Source organism: Pseudomonas sp. GW823-FHT03E05 (genome assembly GCF_058796855.1).
Window position 1 is genome coordinate 699,939 of the sequence record NZ_JBXAJB010000005.1, and the last position, 26,497, is coordinate 726,435.

Consider the following 26,497-nt stretch of genomic DNA (forward strand, 5'->3'; position numbering starts at 1 on the left):
CGTGAATATCAATGTGACATTAATTCGGCGATTGTTTAGGATGGCGTCCATAAGGTCAATAGTTTGGCATAAAGTTAATACCCAAAAAATATAGCCAAACTTTTGACGATAGATCTGTCAATTACCCGTTCCCAATTACACACCTAGTACGTCCTGACTGAGTTGCGGCCCGCGCCCAAGCCGGTACATGGAAGTCGACTGAGCGGTACACCGGAGAGTCCCCAATGAGCAGTGTTGTTGCCATCGTCAAAAGCATTGTCGGCCAAGTTTTCGTGGTTTCCCCGGAAGGGATCCGACGCGTACTCATTGAAGGGGACCGCCTGTTCGTGGGTGACCAGGTAGACACCGGCCCGGCCGGGGCCGTCACCCTGGAGTTGACCGACGGGCGTACTCTGGACCTGGGGCGTGACACCCAGTGGAGCGGTGCCGCACCGGACTCCAGCACGGACCTGGCACAGGCCACCGCTCAGGCCGCCCCTTCGGTGGCAGAACTGCAGCAGGCCATCGCCGCCGGCGCCGACCCGACCACCGACCTGGAAGCCACCGCCGCCGGCCCGACCGCCGCGGGGAATGGCGGGGCGGCCGGTGGTGGCCACAGTTTTGTGCAGTTGGAAGAGACTGCGGGCCGGGTCGACCCGACCATCGGTTTCCCCACCGCTGGCCTGGGGCTGGCCAATTCGACCCAGGACAACACCTTTGGCGGCCTGACCAACAATGGCGGCCTGGGCAATGGCAACGGCAATGGCAGCGGGAGTGACTCCCTGCGCCCGGCCACCCTGACCCTGGGCGCCACCCCAACCATTACCGAAGCCGGTGGCACCCTGGTGTACACCGCGACCCTGACCCAGGCGCCACTTACCGACCTGACTGTGACCCTGTCCAATGGCGCGGTCATCGTCATCAGCGCCGGCCAGACCACTGGCAGCGTGCAGGTGCCCCTGGCGCCCCAGGACAACGTCTATATCGACCCGGGCCAGATCAGCGTCAACGTGACCGGCACCACCGGCGGTGGCGGCCTGCTGGTAACGGTCAACCCGACCCCGGCGGTCACCCAGGTCACCGACACCATCGACACCACCACAGTCAGCCTGACCGCTGATGCCAGCGTTACCGAGGGCGGGCAGATCACCTACACCGCCACCCTCACCAACCCGGCACAGACTCCGGTGACCATCACCCTGTCCAACGGCTCGGTGATCACTATCGAAGCGGGCAAGTCCAGTGGCTCGATCGACGTCCCGGCGCCAGCCAATGACGTCTACAAGAACGGCGACACCATCGAAGTCGGTATCACCAAGGCTGAAGGCGGCAACTTCGAGAACCTGCAACCCAGCCCAGACAAAGCGGTCACCACCGTGACCGACAGCATCGACGACACCGGCCTGAGCCTGTCGGCCACCGATACTGTGGCCGAGGGTGGCTCCATCGTCTACACCGCGACCCTGACCAACCCTGCGGGCACCCCGGTCACCGTGACCCTGAGCAACGGCGCGGTAATCACCATCGCTGCCGGTGCCACTTCCGGTACTGCCACCGTCGCCGCCCCTGCCGATGACGTCTATAAAGACGCCGGCAAGGTTGAGGTCACCATCACCAAGGCCGATGGCGGCAATTTCGAAAACCTGGTCACCGACCCGGCTCCGGCAGTTACCGACGTCACAGACACTATCGATACTTCGACCGTCAGCCTGACCGCAACACCAAGCGTCGCCGAGGGTGGCACCGTCGTTTACACCGCATCGGTGACTGCGCCAGTGACCGGTTCGCCGGTGGTCGTCACTCTGTCCAATGGCCAGACCATCACCATTCCAGTGGGCGAGTCGTCCGCCAGCGTCAACTTCACCGCACCCAACGATGCGTTGGCGGGCGGTAGCTCCCTGAGTACCACCATTACCAAGGCAGACGGCGGTAACTACGAGAAGCTGGAAATCAGCGACAAGCCTGCTGAAACTTCCGTCACCGATACCCCGGATACGACGACCCTGAGCGTGACCGCCACCGATACCGTGGCCGAGGGTGGCTCCATCGTCTACACCGCCACCCTGACCAATGCCGCTGGTACTCCAGTCACCGTGACCCTCTCCAACGGCGCGGTGATCACCATCGCAGCGGGTGCCACTACTGGCACCACCACCGTCGCGGCCCCGGCGGATGACGTCTACAAGGACGCCGGTAAAGTCGAAGTCACCATCACTAAAGCGGACGGTGGCAACTTCGAGAATCTGGAGACCAATCCGACTCCAGCCGTCACCGATGTCACGGACACCATCGACACCAGTACCGTTTCCCTGACTGCCACGCCGAGCGTCGCCGAAGGCGGCACTGTGGTTTACACCGCCTCGGTGACAGCGCCGGTAACCGGCTCGCCAGTCGTGGTGACCCTGTCCAACGGCCAGACCATCACCATCCCAGTGGGCGAGTCTTCCGGCAGCGTGAATTTCATCGCTCCCAACGATGCGTTGGCGGGCGGTAGCTCCCTGAGCACCACCATCACTAAGGCCGACGGCGGCAACTACGAAAAGCTGGAAATCAGCGACAAGCCGGCTGAAACCTCCGTCACCGATACTCCTGACACCACCACTCTGAGCCTGAGCGCGACCGAGTCCGTGGCCGAAGGCGGCTCCATCGTTTACACCGCTACCCTGACTAATGCCGCTGGTACTCCAGTCACCGTGACCCTGAGCAATGGTGCAGTGATCACCATCGCTGCCGGTGCTACCTCGGGTACAGCGACCGTCGCGGCCCCGGCTGACGACGTGTACAAGGACGCCGGCAAAGTCGAAGCCACCATTACCAAGGCCGAAGGCGGTAACTTCGAAAACCTGGAGACCAATCCAGCCCCGGCGGTAACCGATGTCACTGACACCATCGACACCAGCACCGTTTCCCTGACTGCCACGCCGAGCGTGGCTGAAGGTGGAACCGTGGTGTATACCGCCTCCGTGACTGCACCAGTGACCGGTTCTCCAATGGTCGTCACTCTGTCCAACGGTCAGACCATCACCATCCCGGTGGGTGAGTCTTCTGCCAGCGTAAACTTCACCGCGCCAAACGATGCCCTCGCTGGCGGCAGCTCCCTGAGCACCACCATTACCAAGGCCGACGGCGGCAACTACGAAAAACTGGAAGTCAGCGACAAGCCTGCCGAGACCTCGGTCACCGATACCCCGGACACCACCACTCTGAGCCTGAGTGCGACCGAGTCCGTGGCCGAAGGCGGCTCCATCGTCTACACCGCAACCCTGACCAACGCCGCTGGCACTCCGGTCACCGTGACCCTGAGCAACGGCGCAGTGATCACCATCGCTGCCGGTGCCACTTCGGGCACGGCAACCGTGGCCGCACCTGCCGATGACGTTTATAAGGACGCGGGCAAGGTCGAAGCCACCATCACTAAAGCCGAAGGCGGTAACTTCGAGAATCTGGAGACCAACCCGACTCCAGCTGTCACCGACGTCACAGACACGATCGATACGTCGACGGTCAGTCTGACTGCAACACCAAGCGTCGCCGAAGGCGGCACTGTGGTGTACACCGCCTCCGTGACTGCGCCAGTGACCGGTTCGCCGGTAGTCGTCACTCTGTCCAACGGCCAGACCATCACCATTCCAGTAGGCGAAAGCCAGGGCTCGGTGAACTTCACCGCACCCAACGATGCGTTGGCTGGTGGTAGTTCCCTGAGCACCACCATTACCAAAGCCGACGGCGGCAACTACGAGAAGCTGGAAGTTAGCGACAAGCCAGCCGAGACTTCGGTTACCGATACCCCGGACACCACCACTCTGAGCCTGAGCGCGACCGAGTCCGTGGCTGAAGGCGGTTCCATCGTCTACACCGCCACCCTGACTAATGCCGCAGGTGCTCCGGTCACCGTGACCCTCTCCAACGGCGCAGTGATCACCATCGCTGCCGGTGCTACCTCAGGCACAGCGACCGTCGCCGCGCCAGCCGATGACGTCTACAAGGACGCCGGCAAGGTCGAGGCAACGATCACCAAAGCCGAGGGTGGCAACTTCGAGAACCTGGAGACCAATCCAGCCCCGGCGGTGACTGATGTCACTGACACGATCGATACGTCGACTGTCAGCCTGACCGCAACACCAAGCGTGGCTGAGGGTGGCATTGTTGTTTACACCGCGTCGGTCACTGCTCCGGTAACCGGCTCGCCAGTGGTGGTGACCCTGTCCAACGGTCAGACCATCACCATCCCGGTGGGTGAATCGTCCGCCAGCGTGAACTTCACCGCACCCAACGATGCCCTCGCTGGCGGCAGCTCCCTGAGCACTACCATCACCAAGGCGGATGGCGGTAACTACGAGAAATTGGAAGTCAGCGACAAGCCAGCCGAGACTTCGGTTACCGATACCCCTGACACCACCACTCTGAGCCTGAGCGCGACCGAGTCCGTGGCCGAAGGTGGTTCGATTGTCTACACCGCGACCCTGACTAATGCCGCTGGTACTCCAGTCACCGTAACCCTGAGCAACGGCGCAGTGATCACCATCGCTGCCGGTGCTACCTCAGGCACAGCGACCGTCGCAGCCCCTGCCGATGACGTTTATAAGGACGCGGGCAAAGTCGAGGCAACGATCACCAAAGCCGAGGGTGGCAACTTCGAGAACCTGGAGACCAACCCGACTCCAGCCATCACCGATGTCACTGACACCATCGATACCAGCACTGTTTCGCTGACAGCTACCCCTAATGTCGCCGAAGGCGGCACTGTGGTGTACACCGCCTCCGTGACTGCACCAGTAACCGGCTCGCCGGTCGTAGTGACCCTGTCCAACGGTCAGACCATCACCATCCCGGTGGGTGAGTCGTCCGCCAGCGTGAACTTCACCGCGCCCAACGATGCTCTGGCTGGTGGCAGTTCGCTCAGCACCACCATTACCAAAGCCGACGGTGGTAACTACGAGAAGCTGGAAATCAGCGACAAGCCGGCTGAAACCAGCGTGACCGATACCCCGGACACCACTACCCTGAGCCTGAGCGCTACCGAGTCCGTGACCGAAGGCGGCTCCATCGTCTACACCGCCACATTGACCAATGCAGCCGGCACCCCGGTCACCGTGACCTTGAGCAATGGCGCGGTAATCACCATCGCCGCCGGCGCTACTTCCGGTACTGCCACCGTCGCCGCTCCGGCTGACGACGTGTACAAAGACGCCGGTAAAGTCGAAGCCACCATTACCAAGGCCGAAGGCGGTAACTTCGAGAACCTGGAAACCAATCCAGCTCCAGCAGTCACCGACGTGACTGACACCATCGACACTTCAACTGTCAGTCTGACTGCAACACCAAGCGTCGCCGAAGGCGGCACTGTGGTGTACACCGCCTCCGTGACTGCGCCAGTGACCGGTTCGCCGGTAGTCGTCACTCTGTCCAACGGCCAGACCATCACCATTCCAGTGGGTGAATCGTCCGGCAGCGTGAATTTCATCGCTCCCAACGATGCGTTGGCGGGCGGTAGCTCCCTGAGCACCACCATCACTAAGGCCGACGGCGGCAACTACGAAAAGCTGGAAATCAGCGACAAGCCTGCCGAGACCTCGGTCACCGATACCCCGGACACCACCACTCTGAGCCTGAGCGCGACCGAGTCCGTGGCTGAAGGCGGTTCGATCATCTACACCGCCACATTGACCAATGCCGCTGGTACTCCAGTCACCGTGACCCTGAGCAATGGTGCAGTGATCACCATCGCTGCCGGTGCTACCTCGGGTACAGCGACCGTCGCGGCCCCGGCTGACGACGTGTACAAGGACGCCGGCAAAGTCGAAGCCACCATTACCAAGGCCGAAGGCGGTAACTTCGAAAACCTGGAGACCAATCCAGCCCCGGCGGTGACTGATGTCACTGACACGATCGATACGTCGACTGTCAGTCTGACCGCAACTCCAAGCGTGGCTGAGGGTGGCATTGTTGTTTACACCGCGTCGGTGACCGCGCCAGTAACCGGCTCGCCGGTCGTGGTCACTCTGTCCAACGGACAGATCATCACCATTCCGGTGGGCGAGTCGTCCGCCAGCGTCAACTTCACCGCGCCAAACGACGCTCTGGCTGGGGGCAGTTCGCTCAGCACGACCATTACCAAAGCCGACGGTGGCAACTACGAAAAACTGGAAGTCAGCGACAAGCCCGCTGAAACCTCCGTCACCGATACCCCGGACACCACCACTCTGAGCCTGAGCGCTACCGAGTCCGTGGCCGAAGGCGGTTCGATTGTCTACACCGCGACCCTGACTAATGCAGCTGGCACCCCGGTCACCGTGACCTTGAGCAATGGCGCGGTAATCACCATCGCCGCCGGTGCCACTTCGGGCACGGCAACCGTGGCCGCACCTGCCGATGACGTTTACAAGGACGCGGGCAAGGTCGAAGCCACCATCACTAAAGCCGAAGGCGGCAACTTCGAGCACCTGGAGACCAATCCGACTCCAGCTGTGACTGATGTCACCGATACCATCGACACCAGCACCGTCAGCCTGACCGCCACCCCGAATGTGGCTGAAGGCGGCACCGTCGTTTACACCGCTTCGGTGACTGCGCCAGTGACCGGCTCGCCTGTGGTGGTGACTCTGTCTAACGGACAGACCATCACCATCCCAGTGGGTGAGTCCTCTGGCAGCGTGAATTTCACCGCACCAAACGATGCCCTCGCTGGCGGCAGCTCCCTGAGCACGACCATCACCAAAGCCGACGGTGGCAACTACGAGAAGCTGGAAATCAGCGAGAAGCCGGCTGAAACCAACGTTACCGATACCCCGGACACTACAACCCTGAGCCTCTCGGCTACTGAGTCCGTGGCCGAGGGCGGTTCCATCGTCTACACCGCGACTCTGACCAACGCAGCTGGCACCCCGGTGACCGTGACCCTGAGCAACGGCGCAGTGATTACTATCGCCGCCGGCGCCACCACGGGTACCACCACCGTGGCCGCACCCGCCGATGACGTCTACAAAGACGCCGGCAAGGTCGAGGCAACGATCACCAAGGCCGAGGGCGGTAACTTCGAGAACCTGGAGACCAACCCGACTCCAGCGGTGACTGATGTCACCGATACCATCGACACCAGCACTGTTTCGCTGACGGCTACCCCTAACGTCGCCGAAGGCGGCACTGTGGTTTACACCGCCTCCGTGACTGCGCCAGTGACCGGTTCGCCGGTAGTCGTCACTCTGTCCAATGGCCAGACCATCACCATTCCGGTTGGCGAAAGCCAGGGCTCGGTGAACTTCACCGCGCCGAATGACGCCCTCGCTGGCGGTAGCTCCCTGAGCACCACCATCACCAAAGCCGACGGTGGCAACTACGAGAAGCTGGAAGTTAGCGACAAGCCAGCCGAGACTTCAGTTACCGATACCCCGGACACTACAACCCTGAGCCTCTCGGCTACTGAGTCCGTGGCCGAGGGCGGTTCCATCGTCTACACCGCAACCCTGACCAACGCTGCCGGTACTCCGGTCACCGTGACCTTGAGTAACGGTGCCGTAATCACGATTGCTGCCGGTGCCACTTCGGGCACGGCAACTGTCGCCGCGCCAGCTGATGACGTCTACAAAGACGCCGGCAAGGTCGAAGCGACTATTACCAAGGCCGAAGGCGGCAACTTCGAGCACCTGGAAACCAATCCAGCTCCAGCAGTCACCGACGTTACTGACACCATCGACACCAGCACCGTTTCCCTGACTGCCACGCCGAGCGTGGCTGAGGGTGGCATTGTTGTTTACACCGCTTCGGTGACAGCACCAGTGACTGGCTCACCAGTGGTCGTCACTCTGTCTAACGGACAGACCATCACCATTCCGGTGGGTGAGTCTTCCGGCAGCGTGAATTTCACCGCACCAAACGATGCCCTCGCTGGCGGTAGTTCCCTGAGCACCACCATCACCAAGGCCGACGGTGGTAACTACGAGAAGCTGGAGGTCAGCGACAAGCCGGCTGAAACCTCGGTAACTGACACACCAGACACGACCACCCTGAGCCTCTCGGCTACTGAGTCTGTGGCTGAAGGTGGTTCGATTGTCTACACCGCGACCCTGACCAATGCTGCGGGTACACCTGTTACTGTCACGCTCTCTAACGGCGCGGTGATCACCATCGCCGCTGGCGCTACTTCCGGTACTGCCACCGTCGCCGCTCCGGCTGACGACGTCTACAAAGACGCCGGCAAAGTCGAGGCAACGATTACCAAGGCTGAAGGTGGCAATTTCGAGCACCTGGAGACCAACCCGACTCCAGCTGTGACTGATGTCACTGACACCATCGACACCAGCACCGTTTCCCTGACTGCCACGCCGAGCGTGGCTGAGGGTGGCATTGTTGTTTACACCGCTTCGGTCACTGCTCCGGTAACCGGCTCGCCTGTGGTGGTGACTCTGTCTAACGGACAGACCATTACCATCCCAGTGGGCGAATCCTCCGGTAGCGTGAATTTCACCGCTCCAAACGATGCGTTGGCGGGCGGCAGCTCCCTGAGCACCACCATTACCAAGGCGGACGGCGGTAACTACGAGAAGCTGGAAGTTAGCGACAAGCCAGCCGAGACTTCGGTTACCGATACCCCGGACACCACCACTCTGAGCCTGAGCGCGACCGAGTCCGTGGCTGAAGGCGGCTCCATCGTTTACACCGCAACCCTGACCAATGCCGCTGGCACGCCAGTGACCGTGACCCTGAGCAACGGTGCAGTGATCACTATCGCTGCTGGTGCTACCTCGGGCACAGCGACCGTCGCCGCTCCGGCCGATGACGTCTACAAAGATGCGGGCAAGGTCGAAGCCACCATTACCAAGGCGGAGGGTGGCAATTTCGAGCACCTGGAGACCAATCCAGCGCCAGCCGTCACCGATGTGACCGACACCATCGACAACTCCACCGTATCGCTCAAGGCCACGCCTTCGGCGGCCGAAGGCGGCAATGTCACTTACACCGCCACCGTCACCGCTCCAGTGACCGGTTCGCCAGTGGTGGTTACCCTGGCCAATGGCGAGAAGATCACCATCCCGGTCGGTGAAACTACCGGTTCGGTAAGCATCACGGCGCCTAACGATGTACTGGTCGGCCACACTCCACTGACCAACTCCATCACCAATGTCAGCGGTGGCAACTACGAGAACCTGGTCGCCGATAAGACTCCGGTCAGCACTACCGTGACCGATACCATCGACACCACCACCGTCAGCCTCAGCGCCACTGGCACCGTCGCTGAAGGCGGCCAGATCACCTACACCGCCACCCTGACCAATGCCGCCGGCACTCCGGTGACCGTGACCCTGAGCAACGGCGCGGTAATCACCATCGCCGCGGGCGCCACTACCGGCACCACCACCGTCGCGGCCCCGGCTGACGACGTGTACAAGGACGCAGGCAAGGTCGAAGCCACCATCACCAAGGCCGAGGGCGGCAATTTCGAGAAGCTGGTGCCGAACACCACGCCGGCCGTGACTGACGTTACCGACACCATCGACAACTCCACCGTGTCGCTCAAGGCCACGCCTTCGGCGGCCGAAGGTGGCAACGTCACCTACACCGCTACCGTCACTGCTCCAGTGACCGGCTCACCTGTAATCGTGACCCTGGCCAATGGCGAGAAGATCACCATCCCGGTCGGCGAAACCACCGGCTCGGTAAGCATCAGCGCGCCGAACGATGTGCTGGTCGGCCATACCCCGCTGACCAACTCCATCACCAATGTCAGCGGTGGTAACTACGAGAACCTGGTCGCCGACAAGACTCCGGTCAGCACCACCGTGACCGACACCGTCGACACCACCAGCGTCAGCCTGACTGCCACTGGCACCGTCGCTGAGGGCGGCCAGATCACCTACACCGCCACACTGACCAACGCCGCCGGTACTCCGGTGACCGTGACCCTGAGCAACGGTGCGGTAATCACCATCGCCGCGGGCGCCACTACCGGCACCACCACCGTCGCGGCCCCGGCTGACGACGTGTACAAGGACGCCGGCAAGGTCGAAGCCACCATCACCAAGGCCGAGGGCGGCAACTTCGAGAAGCTGGTGCCGAACACCACGCCGGCCGTGACTGACGTTACCGACACCATCGACAACTCCACCGTGTCGCTCAAGGCCACGCCTTCGGCGGCCGAAGGTGGCAATGTCACCTACACCGCTACCGTCACTGCTCCAGTGACCGGCTCTCCGGTCGTGGTCACCCTGGCCAATGGCGAGAAGATCACCATCCCGGTCGGCGAAACCACTGGTTCGGTAAGCATCAGTGCGCCTAACGATGTGCTGGTCGGCCATACCCCGCTGACCAACTCCATCACCAATGTCAGCGGTGGTAACTACGAGAACCTGGTCGCCGACAAGACTCCGGTCAGCACCACCGTGACCGATACGGTCGACACCACCAGCGTCAGCCTGACTGCCACTGGCACCGTCGCTGAAGGCGGCCAGATCACCTACACCGCCACCCTGACCAACGCCGCCGGCACTCCGGTGACCGTGACCCTGTCCAACGGTTCGGTGATCCATATCGAGGCCGGAAAAACCACCGGGACGGTCACCGTTCCGGCGCCGGCAGACGACGTCTACATCGACGCAGGCAAGGTCAACGCCACCATCACCAACGCCACTGGCGGCAACTTCGAGAAGCTGGTCACGGACACCACGCCAGCGGTGACCAACGTCACCGATACACTGGACACCACTTCGGTGGGTATCAGCGGCAGCGCCTCGGTCACCGAAGGCCAGACCGCCAGCTACACCGTGAGCCTGACTCACCCGGCGCAGACCGAAGTCACCCTGAAGATCAGCTACAGCGGCACCGCCACCGACGGTTCGGACTTCAGCGGCGTGTACACCGTGAAGATCCCGGCCGGCGCCAGCAGCGCCACCTTCAACGTCGCCACCATTGACGACAAGATCACCGAAGGCACCGAGAACTTCACGGTCAAGATCGACTCGGCCACTGGCGGCAACTTCGAGAACCTGGTGGTGGGCAGCAACAACAGCGTCACTACCTCGATCATCGATAACGACGCTCCGCCGGTCATCGACCTGGATGCCAACAACTCCAGCGGTGCTACCGGGGCCGACTACAAGGTCACCTTCACCGAAGGCACCACAGGCCCTGGCGTGTCGATCGCCGACACCGACCTGAGCATCTCCGACCCGGACAGCACCCTGCTCACCGGCGCCACCATCGTACTGACCAACCGCCAGCCGGGGGACTCGCTGAACCTGGGCAACAGCGTCAACGGCATCACCATCAATGCCAACAGCAAGGACGGTTCGATCACCCTGACCCTGTCGGGCAGCGCGACGCTGGCCGACTACATGCAGCAGATCAAGAACATCACCTTCACCAACAACAGTGAAGACCCGAGCACCACGCCACGGACCATCACCGTGACCGTGACCGACGGCGGCAACTACTCCAACGTCGCCACTACCACGGTCAACGTGGTGGCGGTGAACGACGCCCCAACTGCCACTGGCGGCGCCGTGACCGGCAACGAAGACACCCCGCTGGCACTGACCTGGTCGAACTTCGGCGTCAGCGACGTCGACAGCCCGGCGTCCAGCCTCGGCGTGAAGATCACCCAGCTGCCCAGCGACGGCAAACTGCAATACCTGGACGGTTCGACCTGGAAGGATGTGGCCAACAACCAGACCTTCAGCAAGGCCGATATCGATGCCGGAAAACTGCGCTTCACACCGGACGCCAACGAATCCGGAACCAATGGCTACGGCGGCAACGGCGTGGGCAACCAGCAAGCCGACTACGCCCAGATCAAGTTCCAGCCAACCGACGGCCAGGCCCTGGGCAACACCGGCACGGTGACCGTCGACATCACCCCGGTAGCCGATGCGCCGACCCTGAGCGTGGCCGGCAACAGCGTGAATTCGGTGGGCCTGCTCAAGGAAGTCTGGACCAACCTCAGCGGCCTGGGCACCGACGGCAGCGGCGCTTCCGCCAACACTCTGAAATCGGTGATCGACGCTGCCGGCACCCCCAACAGCAGCAGCCTGGCGACCAACGTCCAGTCCGACGGCAACATCACGCCGGGCACTGCGTCGAAGACCTCAGGCCTGATCTACCTGGAAGCAGGCAAGGCCTATACCTTCTCCGGCACCGGCGACGACAGCCTGCTGGTGACCATCGGCGGCAAGAACGTGGCCAGCACCACCTGGGGCGCGGGCGGTAACCTCAACGGTACTTTCACCCCGACCACCAGCGGCTACTACACCATCGATATCTACCACCACAACCAGAGCGGCCCGGGCTCCTACGACGTCAACCTCTCGGTCAACGGCGGGGCTGCGGTGGACCTGAGCAACGCCGGCGTGCCGCTGTACACCGGCGTCACCGACCTGACCAACGCCGGAGTCTCGGTGTCCGACCTGCACGGCACCAACGGCGAAGGCTACTACGACGGCTACAAGCTCAACGAGGGCGGCGAAGGCGGCAGCGTGCATCTGTCGAAGATCACCACCGGCCTGACCGATACCGACGGCTCGGAAACCCTCAGCGTGAAGATCAGCGGCATTCCGGCAGGCTCGGTGCTCAGCGATGGCGCCGGGCACACCTTCACCGCCACCGCGACTTCCGGTGAAGCCAACGTCACCGGCTGGAACCTGGGCAACCTGACGGTCACGCCGCCGCCGTACTACAACGGCACCTTCAACCTGAACGTGACCTCGACCTCCACCGAGTCCCTGGGCGGCTCTGCCAGCACTTCGGCGCAGATCCCGGTCAAGGTCTACCCGGCGGTCTACAACTCGGTGGTCGCCACCTCCGGCGACGACACCGTCACCGGTACCGATGGCAACGACATCGTGGTTGCCGACATCGGCGGCCTGACCGTGGTCCCGGGCACCAACTACAACATCGCCTTCATGGTGGACAGCTCGGGCAGCATGAGCAGCGCCTCGATCACCGCGGCCAAGAACTCCCTGACCTCGGTGTTCAATACCCTGAAGAACAGCATCGGCGGCAGCAGCTCGGGGACGGTGAACATCTTCCTCGCCGACTTCGATACCCAGGTCAACAAGTCGGTGTCGGTGAACCTCAACGACCCGACCGCCCTGGCCCAGCTCAAGGCGGTGCTGGACTCGATGACGTCCGGCGGCGGTACCAACTACGAAGACGTGTTCAAGGCCACGGCCAACTTCTTCCAGAGCAGCCAGGCCACCGGCAACAGCAACGCCACCAACCTGACCTACTTCATCACCGACGGTAAGCCGACCTACTACCAGAGCGGCGAGCAGACCAACCCGACGCTGTACGGCAACGTGCGCCTCGACGATGTGGTGACCACCAGCAACTACAAGCTGGGGGATACCTTCAGCAGCTACATCGACAACACCCACTACCTCTCCGTGAACTCTAGCGGTTCGGTGGTCCTGCAGACCTACACCAATGGCTGGGGCTGGAGCAGCAAGACCCTGGGCACCCTGCACGCCCAGGGCGACGGTACCTACGAGCTGTCGAACCTGGCCGGCTCCGGCAGCAGCACCGACTACTACACCACCACCAACTCCAACAGCGGCTTTGCCCTGCTCAGCGGCCTGTCGAACGTCGAAGCCATCGGCATCAACAGTGGTGTCAGCCTCAACGACCTCAAGCCTTACGACAGCGACGGCAAGCCGCAGACCAACATCGACCCGAACGACCTGGCCAACTCGATCATCGGCCACACCGAAGCGACCATGCCGGGGGCCGACAAGGTCAGCGGCGGCGACGGCAACGACATCCTGTTCGGCGACCTGGTGAGCTTCAACGGCGTCGCAGGCGAGGGCTACCAGGCCATGCAGGCCTATGTGGCCAAGCAGACCGGGGTCGACGTGAGCAAGGTCACCACCAGCAACGTGCACCAGTACATCACCGAGCACTACACCGAGTTCGATGTGTCTGGCAGCCACGACGGCAACGACACTCTGCTGGGCGGTGCCGGCAATGACATTCTCTTCGGCCAGGGCGGCAACGACCTGCTGGACGGCGGCAAGGGCAATGACATCCTGCTGGGGGGGACCGGCAACGACACCCTGATCGGTGGCCAGGGCAACGATATCCTGATCGGCGGTTCGGGTGCCGACACCTTCGTCTGGAAGGCCGGCGACACCGGCAACGACGTGATCAAGGACTTCAAGGCCAGCGAAGGCGACCGCATCGACCTGCGTGACTTGCTGCAGGGCGAGAGCGCCAGCACCATCGACAACTTCCTCAAGATCACCACCGTGGACGGGGTCTCGACCCTGCAGGTCAGCTCCGAGGGCAAGCTCAACGCCGCCGGGGGGCTGGCCAACGCCGACGTGACGATCAAGCTGGAAGGCAACAACTGGTCCAACGCCAACATCAATTCGTTGATCGCCGGCAGCGACCCGACCATCAAGATCGATCACAACAACAGCTGACCGGTCCCTAGCGGCCACCCCCGGGGTGGTCGCCGGGCCCCGGCAGGCAGCCCGCGGCGTGACGAGCGCCGCGGCGCACCGCATACTCGCGCTCTGAATGCTGCGTTGGCCTATGCTGCTGCCTGCCTGACGCCGGAAACACATGCCTGAGGGATTCGCCATGTTCTACGTGCAACGCGATGCACAGGGCCAGCTGATTCGCGTGGAAGCCGCCGCTTACGCCGAGGCCACCGAGACGCTGCCCGCCGACCACCACGAGATCCAGACCTGGTACGCCAACGAGGCGGTGGAAGTCAGTCTCAAGCAACTCAAGCAAAGCGACCTGGAAATGATCCGGGTGCTGGACGACCTGATCCAGCTCCTGACCCTCAAGGGCGTGATCCGCATCACCGACCTGCCGGCCGCGGCCCAGGCCAAGCTGATGGATCGCACCCAGGCCCGCGAGGCGCTGGGCGGTTTGAGCCGGTTGATCAATGACGATGAAACCGGATTGATCTGAACCCTTTTCGCCAGCCGACTCCTACTGTAGGAGCCGGCTTGCCGGCGAAAGCGGTTTCAACCCCAGGGAGCCGGCTCGCCGAACAGCTGGCCCTGCACCCCGTACAAGCCCATCTCGCGAATCACCTGCAGCTCGCCCTCGGTCTCGACCCGTTCGGCAATCAGCGGCAGGTCGATGCTGTGGGCCGCGCGCTGGATGGCTTCGATAAACAGGCGCTTGTCGCTTTCCTGATCGATGTCGCGGATGTAGCTGCCATCGATCTTCAGGTACGCCAGCCCCAGGCGCGCCAGGTTGCCGATCATGCTGAAGCGCCCACCGAAGCGTTGCAGGCTGAGGGAGAAACCCAGCTCGCGCAGGCGCCGGGTCAGCTGTTCCAGCATGGCCTGCTCGGGTAATTGCTCTTCACCGATCTCCAGGGTCAGGCGCGGGCCCAGGTCGGAATGCTGGCGCAGGATCTCGAACACCCGATTCAGGGCGTGCGGGTCCGCCAGGGTCGCCGCCGACAGGTTCAGCGCCAGGCAGTCTTCGTGGCTCGCCATCTGTCTCAGCACCTGTTCGAGCATCAGCAGATCCAGGCGCGAGGTCCAGCCGAAACGCTCCAGCCACGGCAGGAAACGCCCGGCCGGAATGGTCTGGCCCTGTTCATCCAGCAGCCGCGACAGCACTTTGTAGTGCAGCACCAGGTGGGTGTCCCGAGCGGCCACCACCGGCTGGAAGTACAGCTGGAAGTGCTGCTCCGACAGCGCCCGGTCCAACAGCCGGTGCCAGGCATGGTGGTCATCCCCGACCTGGGCACTGGCGCCTTGATCGAGGCAGGCCCAGCTGGTGTCACCCTGGGCTTCGGCCTGGGCCAGGGCCTGGTCGCCGAGGCTCAGCACCGCTTGCGGCGAATCACCGTGAGCAAACGCCGCCAGGCCGATGGAGGCCACTGAGGCAACATCGGTGGCGCCGGTGGCGTGCAGGTTGCCCAGGGCACTGTCCAGGCTCTGGGCCAGCTGGATGGCTTCCTCACGCACCAGCCCCGGCGCCAGCACCGCGAACTCGCCACCACGGACCCGGGTGACCAGGTTGTGGGTTTCCGGGTACTTGTCGCACTCGCGCAGCAGTTGTTCCCCCACCGCCTTGAGCAACTGGTCGGTACGCTGGCCGCCCAGGCGCTGGTTCAGCCCGGCCAGGTCCTTGACCCGCAACAGCAACAGGTAGCCGGAACTGGCCTGCTCGGGGTTGCTTACGCGGGCGTGCAGCTGCATTTCGAAATAACGCCGGTTGGCCAGTCCGGTCAGGCTGTCCTGATAGGACTCGGTGCGCAGTTTCTCGCTGCGCTCGGCCTGCTCCTGGAACAGCGCCTTGAGCTTCTCGACCATCTGGTTCATGGCCTGCACCACCCGCCGCAGCTCCGGAGTCCGGGGCAATTGCGGCAGGCTGAGGAATTCACGACGGGCAATGGCGTGGGACTGCTGGACCATGTAGTCCAACGGCTTGAGCTGGCGCCGCAGCAGCAGGGCGCCGAGCACCGCGCTCACCGCACCGCAGATCAACAGCCAGCCCAGGCTGCCCAGGGCGCTTTGCCAGAGCTTGGCCACGGCGAACATCGGGTGGCTGAGCACCTCGACCCGTGCCGCCTGTTCCCAGCCGCGGCTGACGATGGCATCGCCACCCGCCGGTTCCAGGCCGATCAGGCTGACAAACCACTGGGGCACGTTGCCGACTTCCGGGATGCCGCTGCGCTCGACAAGGGTCTTGTCGGTGGCCAGGTCCACCACCCGGATACTGGCGTAGTAGCCACTGTCGAAGATCGAGCTGACCATCAGCTCGACCATCGCCGGGTCGTCGATGTTCGGCGTCAGCGACAGTGCCAGGGCAGTGGCGGCATCCTGGGCATGGGAGCGCAGCTGATTGACATACTGGGTGCGCGAGCTTTCCAGGCTGACCATGAAGCTGCCGCTGAAGGCGACCACCAGGAACACACAGATTGCGATCAACAGTTGTTTGAACAAAGACATCTGAGCTCGTGCTCCTAGTTAGTCGTCTCGACCGGAAAACCTTCGGCCTGCATTTTTTTCAACACGTCCTGCCAACGGGACAGGCGCTTGGTGTCGCCCACCCGCTTGTTGCCTTTGGCCCCCGGTAGCCACAGACCCTCGGCATTGAAGGAGTACACCGGCAACAGGTCGGTACGCTCGCTGGCCGGGCGGATCGAGTCTTCCAGGCTGTCGAGCACCAGAGGCATGGCCTCCGGGCTGGAATAGTAGGTCAAGACCATGTGCGCACGGTTCTGGCGCAGGGCCTTGACGTAGGTGATGCGCAGTTTGTCACTGGAAACCCCGAGGTGGCGCAGGCTGAAATACTTGGCGATCGCGTAGTCCTCGCAATCGCCGGCGCCCTTCCACAATGCCTCGATCGGCGTTTCCCAATAATCCACCTGGTGCCACAGGTCGATGTCTTCCACGTAGCGCATGTTCTTGTTGAAGAACAGATTGACCACCTTCAACTGTTCGCGCTCGGGCACCTGCTTTTGCGTGGCCAGCAGGTGCTGCCAGGCATCGATGCGCGGCTGCCCTTCGCCCAGCGGACCGTAGAGCGCCGTGGCACGGCGGCTGATCAGGGAGAAATCCCAGTCGGCGTGCAGGCTGCCCAGCAGTGCGCCGGCCAGCAGCAATGCCGCGCAGAACCAGCGCAGGGTCCGAGAAAGAGCTAAACGTGCCGCCAATGCAATGCGTCCATGGGAGCTGTCGTAAATCGGCTGATGGTGAAGGCTGGCCCGGCAAAAAACAATGGCACCTTACAATCACCCGCTGGCGGAAAAGAGCCGGCGCGAAACATTCAGAGCATAGCCGCAAGCCGCGTTCCGGCGACCGACAGCAACCGCCCGCCCGGCCCGGCACACACGTGCCTTCACGGACGACAGGCACTATGTTAGAAACCATCCGCAGACTGCGACGCCCTCTTCAGGCTGCCTCTGGCCGGCGCAGTGCCGGCCCACTTGCTTAAGGAAAAGCTGTGTACACCGACACCCGACAATGGACGCTGGTGATCAAACCCGGGCAAGCCACCCGGATCCGCCTGATCTGCTTTCCCCAGGCCGGGGCGGCAGCCGAGCAAATGCGGGTCTGGTCCAGTGGCCTGGCCGATCATATCGAGCTGGTGGTGCTCAACCTGCCGGGGCACGGTCCGCGCCGTGACGAAGCGCCCTGCGACAACTGGCCCAGTCTGCTGGAAAACACCTTCACCGCCCTCGACCCCTGGCTCGGCGAGCCCCATGCGCTGTTCGGCCACGGCCTGGGCGCGCTGCTGGCCTACGAGACCAGCAAGCATGCCCAGGAACGCTTTCCCCAGCAGACCCGCCACCTGTTCGTCTCCGGCTGTCGCAGCCCGGATAGCCTGCCGCGCCGGCCCTTGCTCCACTCCCTGCCCATCGCCGCGTTTCGCGAGGCGATCCTGACCCTCGGCGCCAGCCCCCTGGAGATGCCCCGCGGGCAGAACGACCTGCAATCCTACGAACGCCTGCTGCGCAACGGCCTGAAGCTTTTCGAAACCTGGTACGACACCTCCAGCGGTTGCCTGGATGTGCCGTTGACGGCCTTCTACGGCAGCGAGGACCCGCTGGCCACGGCCAACCTCATGCTCAACTGGCGCGAGTTCACCGGCCGCGAGTTCGAGCTGATCGAAGTGGCCGGCAATCACTTCTTCATCAAGTCCCAGCGCCAGCGCCTGTTGCAGGTGATCAATACTCACCTGGGGCTGCTGGGCGACCACCCGGCCTGATCGCTACCCATGAAAAAGCCCGCCCTGCCGTGAGGCGGGAGCGGGCTTGAAAGTGACGCGAAACCTCAGATCTTGAAGCTGTCCACCAGTTGCTTCAGGCGGCTGGCCTGCTGCGACAGGGCATCGCAATCCTTCAGGGTTTCGTTGAGGTTGGCCACGCCCTGCTGGTTCAGCAGGTTGATCTGGTTGATGTCGACATTGAGGGTCTCCACCACGGCCGTCTGCTCTTCGGTCGCCGCCGCCACCGACTGGTTCATGCCATCGATCTCGCCGATCCGCTGAGTCACGCTGACCAGCCGCGCACCGGCCTGGTTGGCCACTTCGACGCTCTCTTCGCTGGACGCCTGGCTGGCGTTCATGGTCGACACCGCCTCACGGGAGCCGACCTGCAAGGAGGTGATCATCTTGTGGATCTCTTCCGCCGACTCCTGGGTACGATGAGCCAGGTTGCGCACCTCGTCGGCCACCACGGCGAAGCCACGACCGGCTTCGCCGGCACGGGCCGCTTCGATGGCCGCGTTGAGGGCCAGCAAGTTGGTCTGCTGGGAGATGCCCTTGATCACGTCGAGAATGTGCCCGATGTTGTCGGTGCTGGCGTTCAGGGTCTCGATCTGAGTGCAGGACAGGCTGATCTTCTGCGACAGCTCGGTCATGGCCTGGATGGTCTGTTCCACCACTTGGCGACCGTCATCGGCCTGTTCGCTGGCGCCACTGGCGTGCTGCGAGGCATCGGCGGCGTTACGGGCGATTTCCTGGGTTGCGGCCCCCAGTTCGTTGATCGCGGCGGCCACGCTGTTGGTGCGGGCGCTCTGCTCGTCGGAACCGATGATCGAAGCGTTGGACGAAGCCATCACGCGCTGGGACAGGTCGTGTACCTGGCGGGTGGCCGAGGACACTTCGGAAATCGAGGCATGGATCCGCTCGACGAACTGGTTGAACGAGCTGCCCAGTTCGCCGAATTCGTCCTTGCTCTCCACCACCAGGCGCCGGGTCAGGTCGCCCTCGCCCTGGGCGATGTCCTGCATCGCACGGCCCATGGTGATCAGTGGGCGCATCAACACCTGGATCAGCAGGGTCAGCAGTACGGCGATCACCGCCACGGCGATAAACATTGCGATCAAGGCGGAAGTACGGAATTGGCTCAGCGGTGCGTAGGCCTTGTCCTTGTCGATGGACAGACCGATGTACCACTCGGCATTCGGCAAGCCGGTCACCGGGGTGAAGGAGAGGATGCGCTCCTGTTTGTTCAGGACCACTTCCTGGTTGCCGTTTTCGATCCGTACGTTGGCGCCGGGGTAGATGTCCTTGAGGTTCTTCATCACCTGGTCCTTGTCCGGGCTGACGATCACCTGACCGTCGGCACTGACCAGGAAGGCGTGGCCCAGGCCACCGAAATCCACCGAGTTGATGATCTTCACCAGGGTTTCCAGGCTCAGGTCGCCACCAACCACGCCCAGCAGTTCACCCTGCTTTTTCACCGGCATGGCGATGGTCACCACCAGGCCACCGACAGCCGCCATGTAGGGCGGGGTCAGCATGGTCTTGTCGGCGGCGACGGCCTGCTTGTACCAGGGGCGCTGACGCGGGTCGTAGCCGTCGGGCATCTTCGCGTCAGGGCGCTGGGTAAAGGTGCCGTTGGCCTGGCCGACGTAGGTGAACTGGAAGTTCGAGGTAAAGGCCGGTTGGTCCACCAGCCCTGGGAAATCTGCGTTCTGACCTTGGTGAGCAACGTTCTGCGCGAGGTTCTCGAGCACCAGGATCCGCCCGCTCATCCAGTTCTGCACACTGCTGGAGGTGAGCTCACCGGCCTGCTGGATAGAGGATTCGAGGTTCTGTCGGATGGTGTTTCGCTGCAGGTAGTCGTTGTACAAGGTGAACAACGCAAAAGCCAGAACCACTACGCCGGAGGCGGCCAAAAGGATTTTATGGCTGAACTTGAGATTCATTTCATGGGACTTCTTATGCCGAAAGTGGGGATGCGTCCGTAATGCAACATTCCATGTAACAGCGCAGGCGATGTTCTCTGACCGCTCTACTTTGGTGCACGCATGTCTTATCAGTCTTTCGGCAAGAATCTGCGAACCCTTAGAGATTTTTCTGAATTACTCGCCTGAATTTGCCTAATCCCGCCGAACGGTGTTCCAGAGCATCCGTGGCACATTTTCAGATGACCGACAGTGCGCTGCTTATTGCCAAATCGATAAAGCCTCAATGACAATGCGACTAATTATCATTAGTGACACTCAGGCAGTCCGCGTCCATGTCATCACCCGAGTTCGCCGTACAGACGCTCTACAGCCATCACCATGGCTGGCTCAACAGCTGGCTGCGCCAGCGCCTGGGCAATGCCGCGGATGCTGCCGACCTGGCTCAGGACACCTTCGTACGCCTGCTGCAGAAAACTGAACGTCTGGAACTCAAGGCCCCCCGGGCTTTTTTACGCACCATCGCCCGGGGGCTGGTAATCGATCACTGGCGCCGCGAGGAAATCGAACGTGCCTATCTGGAAACCATCGCCCACTTGCCCGAAGCCGAAACACCCGGCGCTGAAGCTCGGGCGTTGATTCTGGAGCTGCTGGAAAGCATTGCGCGGATGCTTGAAGGGCTGAAGCCGAAAGTACGTCAGGCTTTTCTCCTGGCTCAGTGCGAGGAACTTACCCACAAGCAGATTGCTCAGCAGATGGGTCTATCCCTGCGTACCGTCGAGCGTTATGTCGCCCAGGCGCTCTACCATTGCTACCTGCTGCGCTACGAGAGCTGAAGCCTGTGGATAACTTTCCCGCCAGCCTGCCGCTCAAGCCCAATCCCGATCACCTGGTGGTCAAGCAAGCAATCAACTGGTTGCTGCGCCTGCGCAACAACGGTGCCAACCCCAAGCTGCAGCAACAGTGCGATCTGTGGCGGGCGGCGCACCAGGAGCACGAACTGGCCTGGCAGCGGGTGCAATCGTTGCAGCAGGAACTCACGGCCAACCTGCGTTCGGTGCCGGGGGCTCAGGTGGCCCTGCATACCCTGGAACACAGCAGTCAGCGCCTGGGCCGGCGCCAGGCCCTGAAACTGCTCAGTGGCGCCCTGCTCCTGGGCTCCAGTGCCTGGGTCGGCAAGGATCTGCTGGGCTGGCAACAATGGAACGCAGACTTTGCCACCGCCGTCGGCGAGCAGCGGGGCTTCCAGTTGCCCGATGGCACCCGCCTGGAACTCAATACCGACAGCGCGGCGGACCTCAACTTCAATGTCGAGCAGCGCCTGATCAAACTGCGCCGGGGCGAGATCATGGTGTCCTGTGGAGCCGATCACGGCCCTGCCCGCCCGCTGCTGGTGGAGAGCCGCCACGCCCTGCTGGAAGGCTTCGACGCCCGCTTCGTGGTGCGCGTGGAGGAACGCTGCACGCGCCTGAGCGTGACCCACGGCAGCGTGGCCATTCATGCGCCGCACACCGCCGACGGCCGTAGCGCCCGGGTGGAAGCAGGTCAGAGCTATCAGATCAGCCATGGCCTGGCCGAACCTGCGGCCCCCCTGGCGATGGACGTCGGCGCCTGGGCCGATGGCCTGATCGTTACGCGCAACATGCGCCTGGACGACTTCCTCCAGGAGGTCGGCCGCTATCGCCATGGCTATCTGGGCTGCTCGGCAGCGGTTGGCAATCTGCGCCTTTCAGGTGTGTTCCGCCTGGAAGACACCGACAAGTTACTGGCCATCCTGCCCCAGACCCTGCCAGTGCAGTTGCGCTACCGCACCCGTTGGTGGGTGACCTTGGGGCCCGTGGCTTGAAATTCACTGGGGTGATTTTTTTTGGCGGGTTTTGCCAGGACGTCCGGCTTAGTCAGTAAGCACTTCAATCTGCTTCCTGCGACTTCAACGGAACCTACCATGACTCTGCGCGACACCCGCCCAAGCTCTCCCTGCTCCCGCCCCTTGCGCCAAGCGATCCGCGCCGCCCTGCTGTGCTCCAGCATCGGCCTCGGGACAGTGGCGCCCCAGGTGCTGGCCGCCGCTAGCGCTGTTGATGCCCCGCGTCACAGCTACAGCGTGGCCCCGGGCAACCTCGGCGATGCCCTCAACCAGTTCGCCCGGCAGGCCGGGATCACCCTGTCCACCACCCCGGCCCTGACCCAGGGCCGGCAGTCCCCCGGGCTCCAGGGCGACTACTCCATTCCCCAGGGCCTGAACCAGCTGCTGCGGGGTTCGGGACTGGAGGCGGTCAGCCAGGACGGCGGCAGCTACGTGCTGCGGCCCCTGCCCCAGGGCAGCGCCCTGACCCTGCCCACCACTGAGGTCAAGGGCTTCGCCCTGGGCAACGCATTGGGCAGCATGGAGGGCTACAACGCGACGCACAGTCAGATCGCCACCAAGACCAGTACAGCGTTGCTGGAGACCTCGCAAAGCGTCTCGGTGGTCACCCGTGAACAGATCGACGACCAGGGCGCGCAAACCGTCGCCCAGACCATGCGCTACACCCCCGGCGTGCTGACCAATCCCTATGGCGCCACCCATCGCTACGACTATGTAGCGATGCGCGGCTTCAATGATGGTTCGGTGGACAACATCTACCTCGATGGCCTCAAGTCCATGGGTGACAGCGGCACCTACAGCAGCATGCAGGTCGACCCCTACTTCCTCGAACGGGTGGATATTCTCAAGGGCCCCTCATCGGTGCTTTATGGCCGCAGCTCCCCTGGCGGCCTGGTGGCCCTGACCAGCAAAAAGCCTCTCTACGAGCCCTATCACCAGATTCAGGCAACCGTGGGCACCCAGGGCAAACAGGGCCTGGGGTTCGACTTCAGCGGCCCGCTCGATGACGACAAGCGCGTTGCCTATCGGTTGATCGGCCTGACGGACAAGTCTGACACTCAGTTCGACCACGCGAAGGAAAAACGCTTCGCCCTGTCGCCGACCCTGAGTATCGACTTCAGTGAAGACACCTCCCTGACGCTCCAGGCCTATTTGCAGAATGACCCCGATGGCGGCTACCACGGCGGCATGCCGGCCAACGGCACCCTGAACCAGCGCAATGGCCAGCGCATTTCCGAGCATTTCTTCGAGGGCGAGCCGGGCGTGGATGGCTACAAGCGCGATCAACAGTCCTTCGGCTATCAGTTCGAGCATCGTTTCAACGACACCTTCACCGCCCGCCAGAACTTCCGCTACCTGGACTCCAAGGTGAAGCTCGACCAGGTCTATGCCTATGGCTGGACCAATGCCACCAGCAATGACCTGAACCGCTATTACTCGGGTGGAGATGAGAAGCTCCACTCCTTCATCGTCGATAACATGCTGCAGGCCGAATTCCTCACCGGCGACGTCAAGCACACCTTACTGCTGGGAGCCGACTATCAACGGCGCAAGACCGTGGTCGACTGGGACCAGGGAACCCTGCAGCCGATCAATGCATTCAACCCGGTCTATGGCAACTCGACGATCAACTACTACAGCCACACCAGCTATTTGCGGCGCCTGGAACAGACCGGCGTGTACTTGCAGGACCTGATCGAGCTGGACAAATGGCGCTTCTCCCTGGGGCTGCGCCAGGACTGGGTGGAGACCTCGGATGAAAACCGCCTGGCTGAAGCCCAGCGCCCACTGGGCACCGAAATCAGCGACAAACGCACCAAGCTCACTGGGCGTGCGGGCGCGCTCTATCTGTTCGATAACGGTCTGGCGCCTTACGTCAGCTATTCCGAGTCATTCAACCCCAACTCCTACGCAGACAGCGCAGGCAATCCGCTGCCACCCACCGACGGCACTCAATGGGAAGTCGGGCTGAAATATCAGCCACCAGGTACGGACAACTTGTTCACTGCCTCGTTGTTCCGCATCGACCAGGAGAACCTGGCGTCGAAGCTGCCCCAGGAAAACTTCTATCGTGCGGTGGGTGCTGTTCGCTCCCAGGGGCTGGAGCTGGAAGCCCACATGCAGCTGACCGACAACCTGAAACTGCTGGGCAGCTATACCTTCACCGACATCCAGTATTCAAAGTCGATGACCAGCACCCTGAGCAGCGCCACCAACCTCATCGAGAACAAGGGCAACTCGCCTACTCAGGCACCGCGGCAGATGGCGTCGCTGTGGGCCGACTACAAGTTCGACAGCGCGGCGCTGGATGGCCTGCGCCTGGGCGGCGGTGTGCGCTATGTGGGCTACAGCTGGGCCGATGCCGAGAACACCATGAAGGTACCGGCCTACACGCTCTTCGATGCCTCCATCGGCTATGACCTGGGCAAGCTGGGCCTCAAGGGAGTGGATGTACGGCTCAATGCCAACAACCTGACCAACGAGTCCTACGTCGCCTCCTGTGCAAGCTTGAGCTACTGCTACCTGGGCGAAGAGCGCAATGTCGCCGCCACGGTGAGCTACCAGTTCTGATCTAGGTTGACTCAAACAAAGCCAGCGCCTGTCAGCAGCCGCTGGCTTTGTCGTCTCTACGGAAAAATGTCATGCGCGCCATTCTGGTTCTATTGCACCGCTACATGGGCCTGGCCACCGCAGTGTTCCTGCTGCTGGCCGGGCTGACCGGGAGTGTCCTGGCCTTTCATCACGAGCTGGATGAGTGGCTCAACCCCGAGTTCTATCACACGTCCGGCAAGGGGCCGGTGCTGACCCCCGGCTCACTGGTGGATAGCGTTCAGGCCGAGCACCCGAGGCTGCAGGTCTGGTACATGGAATATCCACAAGAAGCCGGGCATGCGGCGCTGCTGGCAGCGGTGCCACGCACCGACCCGGCCACCGGCCAACCGTATACCGAGCACAATCAGGTATTTTACCTTGACCCGGTTACGGCCCATCAGCAGGGGCAGCGCTTTTGGGGCGCCTGCTGCTTCCAGCGGCAGAACCTGGTGCCTTTTCTGCTGGAGTTCCACTACAACCTGAGCCTGCCCGGCAATTGGGGGCTGTGGTTGATGGGGCTGGTGGCCATTGCCTGGGTCATCGACTGTTTTGTTGCCTTGCTGCTGACCCTGCCTCGTGGACGACCGTTCTGGCACAAGTGGGGCACGGCCTGGAAGATCAAGGGCGGCCATGCCTATCGGCTCAACTTCGACCTGCATCGCGCCGCAGGCTTGTGGTTATGGCTGCTCCTGCTGCCGATCGCCATCAGTAGCGTGGCCATGAACCTGCCGAGCCAGGTGTTCAAACCCGTGGTGTCATTGCTCTCGTCCATCGAACCCAGCGTCTATGAAGCTCGGGGACGAGTACCGGCGGCAGAGCTGGGGATAACCCGGCTGACTTATCAACAGGCCTATGAACGGGCTCTGGAAGAGGGGCAGCGGCTGGGCTTGAAGGAGACGATTGGTGAGTTGTATTACAGCTTTGAATACAACTTCTATGGAGCAGGTTTTGGTCGGCATGACAGCCAGGCCCATGGTAAGTCCTGGCTGTTCTTCCACGGTACGGATGGGCGCTTGCTGGGGCAGGAGATAGCGGGGCAAGGCACCCTCGGAGAGCGCTTCTACCGACTGCAACTCCCCATACATGGAGGCAGGATCATCGGTACCACGGGGCAGGTGATCATTGCTCTATTGGGCGTTCTGATTGCCGTGCTGGCACTGACCGGCATCTATATCTGGTGGCGTAAGTTAATGGCCCGTAGAAGCAGCAAGATGCGTAAGAACAGGGCGTAAGAGGCAAGCAAGTGTGATCTTGATGGCTGCTTACTCGATGCTGATAAAGCCCTGAATCCACCCTGCAATCTGCTTCTGCCACACAGCCCAGGCTTTATAGCGCACAAAAACAAAACCCCTGTCTGCGTGAGCAGACAGGGGTTTTGGAATTTGATCTTGACGATGACCTACTCTCACATGGGGAAACCCCACACTACCATCGGCGATGCATCGTTTCACTTCTGAGTTCG

Annotated in this window: 10 protein-coding genes, 1 rRNA gene and 1 pseudogene; 7 read left to right on the top strand and 5 right to left on the bottom strand. The window is 62.4% G+C overall.

Annotated features, from left to right (window positions below):
• Nucleotides 1–224: 224 nt before the first annotated feature.
• Nucleotides 225–14,387: a retention module-containing protein gene (locus tag AC1RCO_RS23545; RefSeq protein ID WP_492618096.1), complete on the top strand. Its 14,163-nt coding sequence runs from the start codon at nt 225–227 to the stop codon at nt 14,385–14,387.
• Nucleotides 14,388–14,547: 160 nt separating this feature from the next.
• Nucleotides 14,548–14,886, top strand: coding sequence for a hypothetical protein (locus AC1RCO_RS23550; protein ID WP_011058513.1), 339 nt, complete (start codon nt 14,548–14,550; stop codon nt 14,884–14,886).
• A gap of 56 nt (nt 14,887–14,942) precedes the next feature.
• Here the strand turns inward: AC1RCO_RS23550 and lapD are convergent, their stop codons facing one another.
• Together lapD and lapG are read right to left on the bottom strand one after the other, a co-directional pair.
• Nucleotides 14,943–16,889, bottom strand: coding sequence for a cyclic di-GMP receptor LapD (gene lapD / locus AC1RCO_RS23555; RefSeq protein WP_053155799.1), 1,947 nt, complete (start codon nt 16,887–16,889; stop codon nt 14,943–14,945).
• A gap of 14 nt (nt 16,890–16,903) precedes the next feature.
• A complete protein-coding gene (lapG, locus tag AC1RCO_RS23560; RefSeq protein WP_011058511.1) occupies nt 16,904–17,596 on the bottom strand; it encodes a cysteine protease LapG in 693 nt (230 codons plus the stop codon).
• A gap of 290 nt (nt 17,597–17,886) precedes the next feature.
• Between lapG and AC1RCO_RS23565 the strand changes: the two genes are divergently transcribed.
• Nucleotides 17,887–18,651: a thioesterase II family protein gene (locus AC1RCO_RS23565; protein ID WP_011058510.1), complete on the top strand. Its 765-nt coding sequence runs from the start codon at nt 17,887–17,889 to the stop codon at nt 18,649–18,651.
• A gap of 65 nt (nt 18,652–18,716) precedes the next feature.
• Here the strand turns inward: AC1RCO_RS23565 and AC1RCO_RS23570 are convergent, their stop codons facing one another.
• Both AC1RCO_RS23570 and AC1RCO_RS23575 read right to left on the bottom strand, forming a co-directional pair.
• Nucleotides 18,717–19,502, bottom strand: coding sequence for a methyl-accepting chemotaxis protein (locus AC1RCO_RS23570; RefSeq protein WP_370059459.1), 786 nt, complete (start codon nt 19,500–19,502; stop codon nt 18,717–18,719).
• A 69-nt stretch (nt 19,503–19,571) separates the two neighbouring features.
• Nucleotides 19,572–20,597, bottom strand: a pseudogene (locus AC1RCO_RS23575) (HAMP domain-containing protein); the annotation flags it as partial.
• 314 nt (nt 20,598–20,911) lie between these two features.
• Here AC1RCO_RS23575 and AC1RCO_RS23580 point away from each other — a divergent pair.
• From AC1RCO_RS23580 to AC1RCO_RS23595, 4 genes are all read left to right on the top strand, one after another.
• A complete protein-coding gene (locus tag AC1RCO_RS23580; RefSeq protein WP_019093129.1) occupies nt 20,912–21,412 on the top strand; it encodes a sigma-70 family RNA polymerase sigma factor in 501 nt (166 codons plus the stop codon).
• 5 nt (nt 21,413–21,417) lie between these two features.
• Nucleotides 21,418–22,422, top strand: a complete 1,005-nt coding sequence (locus AC1RCO_RS23585; RefSeq protein WP_072445088.1) for a DUF4880 domain-containing protein — start codon at nt 21,418–21,420, stop codon at nt 22,420–22,422.
• Between the two features lie 99 nt (nt 22,423–22,521).
• A complete protein-coding gene (locus AC1RCO_RS23590) occupies nt 22,522–25,014 on the top strand; it encodes a TonB-dependent siderophore receptor (RefSeq protein WP_492618097.1) in 2,493 nt (830 codons plus the stop codon).
• 71 nt (nt 25,015–25,085) lie between these two features.
• Nucleotides 25,086–26,267, top strand: a complete 1,182-nt coding sequence (locus tag AC1RCO_RS23595; RefSeq protein WP_492618098.1) for a PepSY-associated TM helix domain-containing protein — start codon at nt 25,086–25,088, stop codon at nt 26,265–26,267.
• Nucleotides 26,268–26,421: 154 nt separating this feature from the next.
• Here AC1RCO_RS23595 and rrf read toward each other — a convergent pair.
• Nucleotides 26,422–26,497: ribosomal RNA gene (rrf, locus tag AC1RCO_RS23600) — 5S ribosomal RNA — on the bottom strand; the annotation flags it as partial.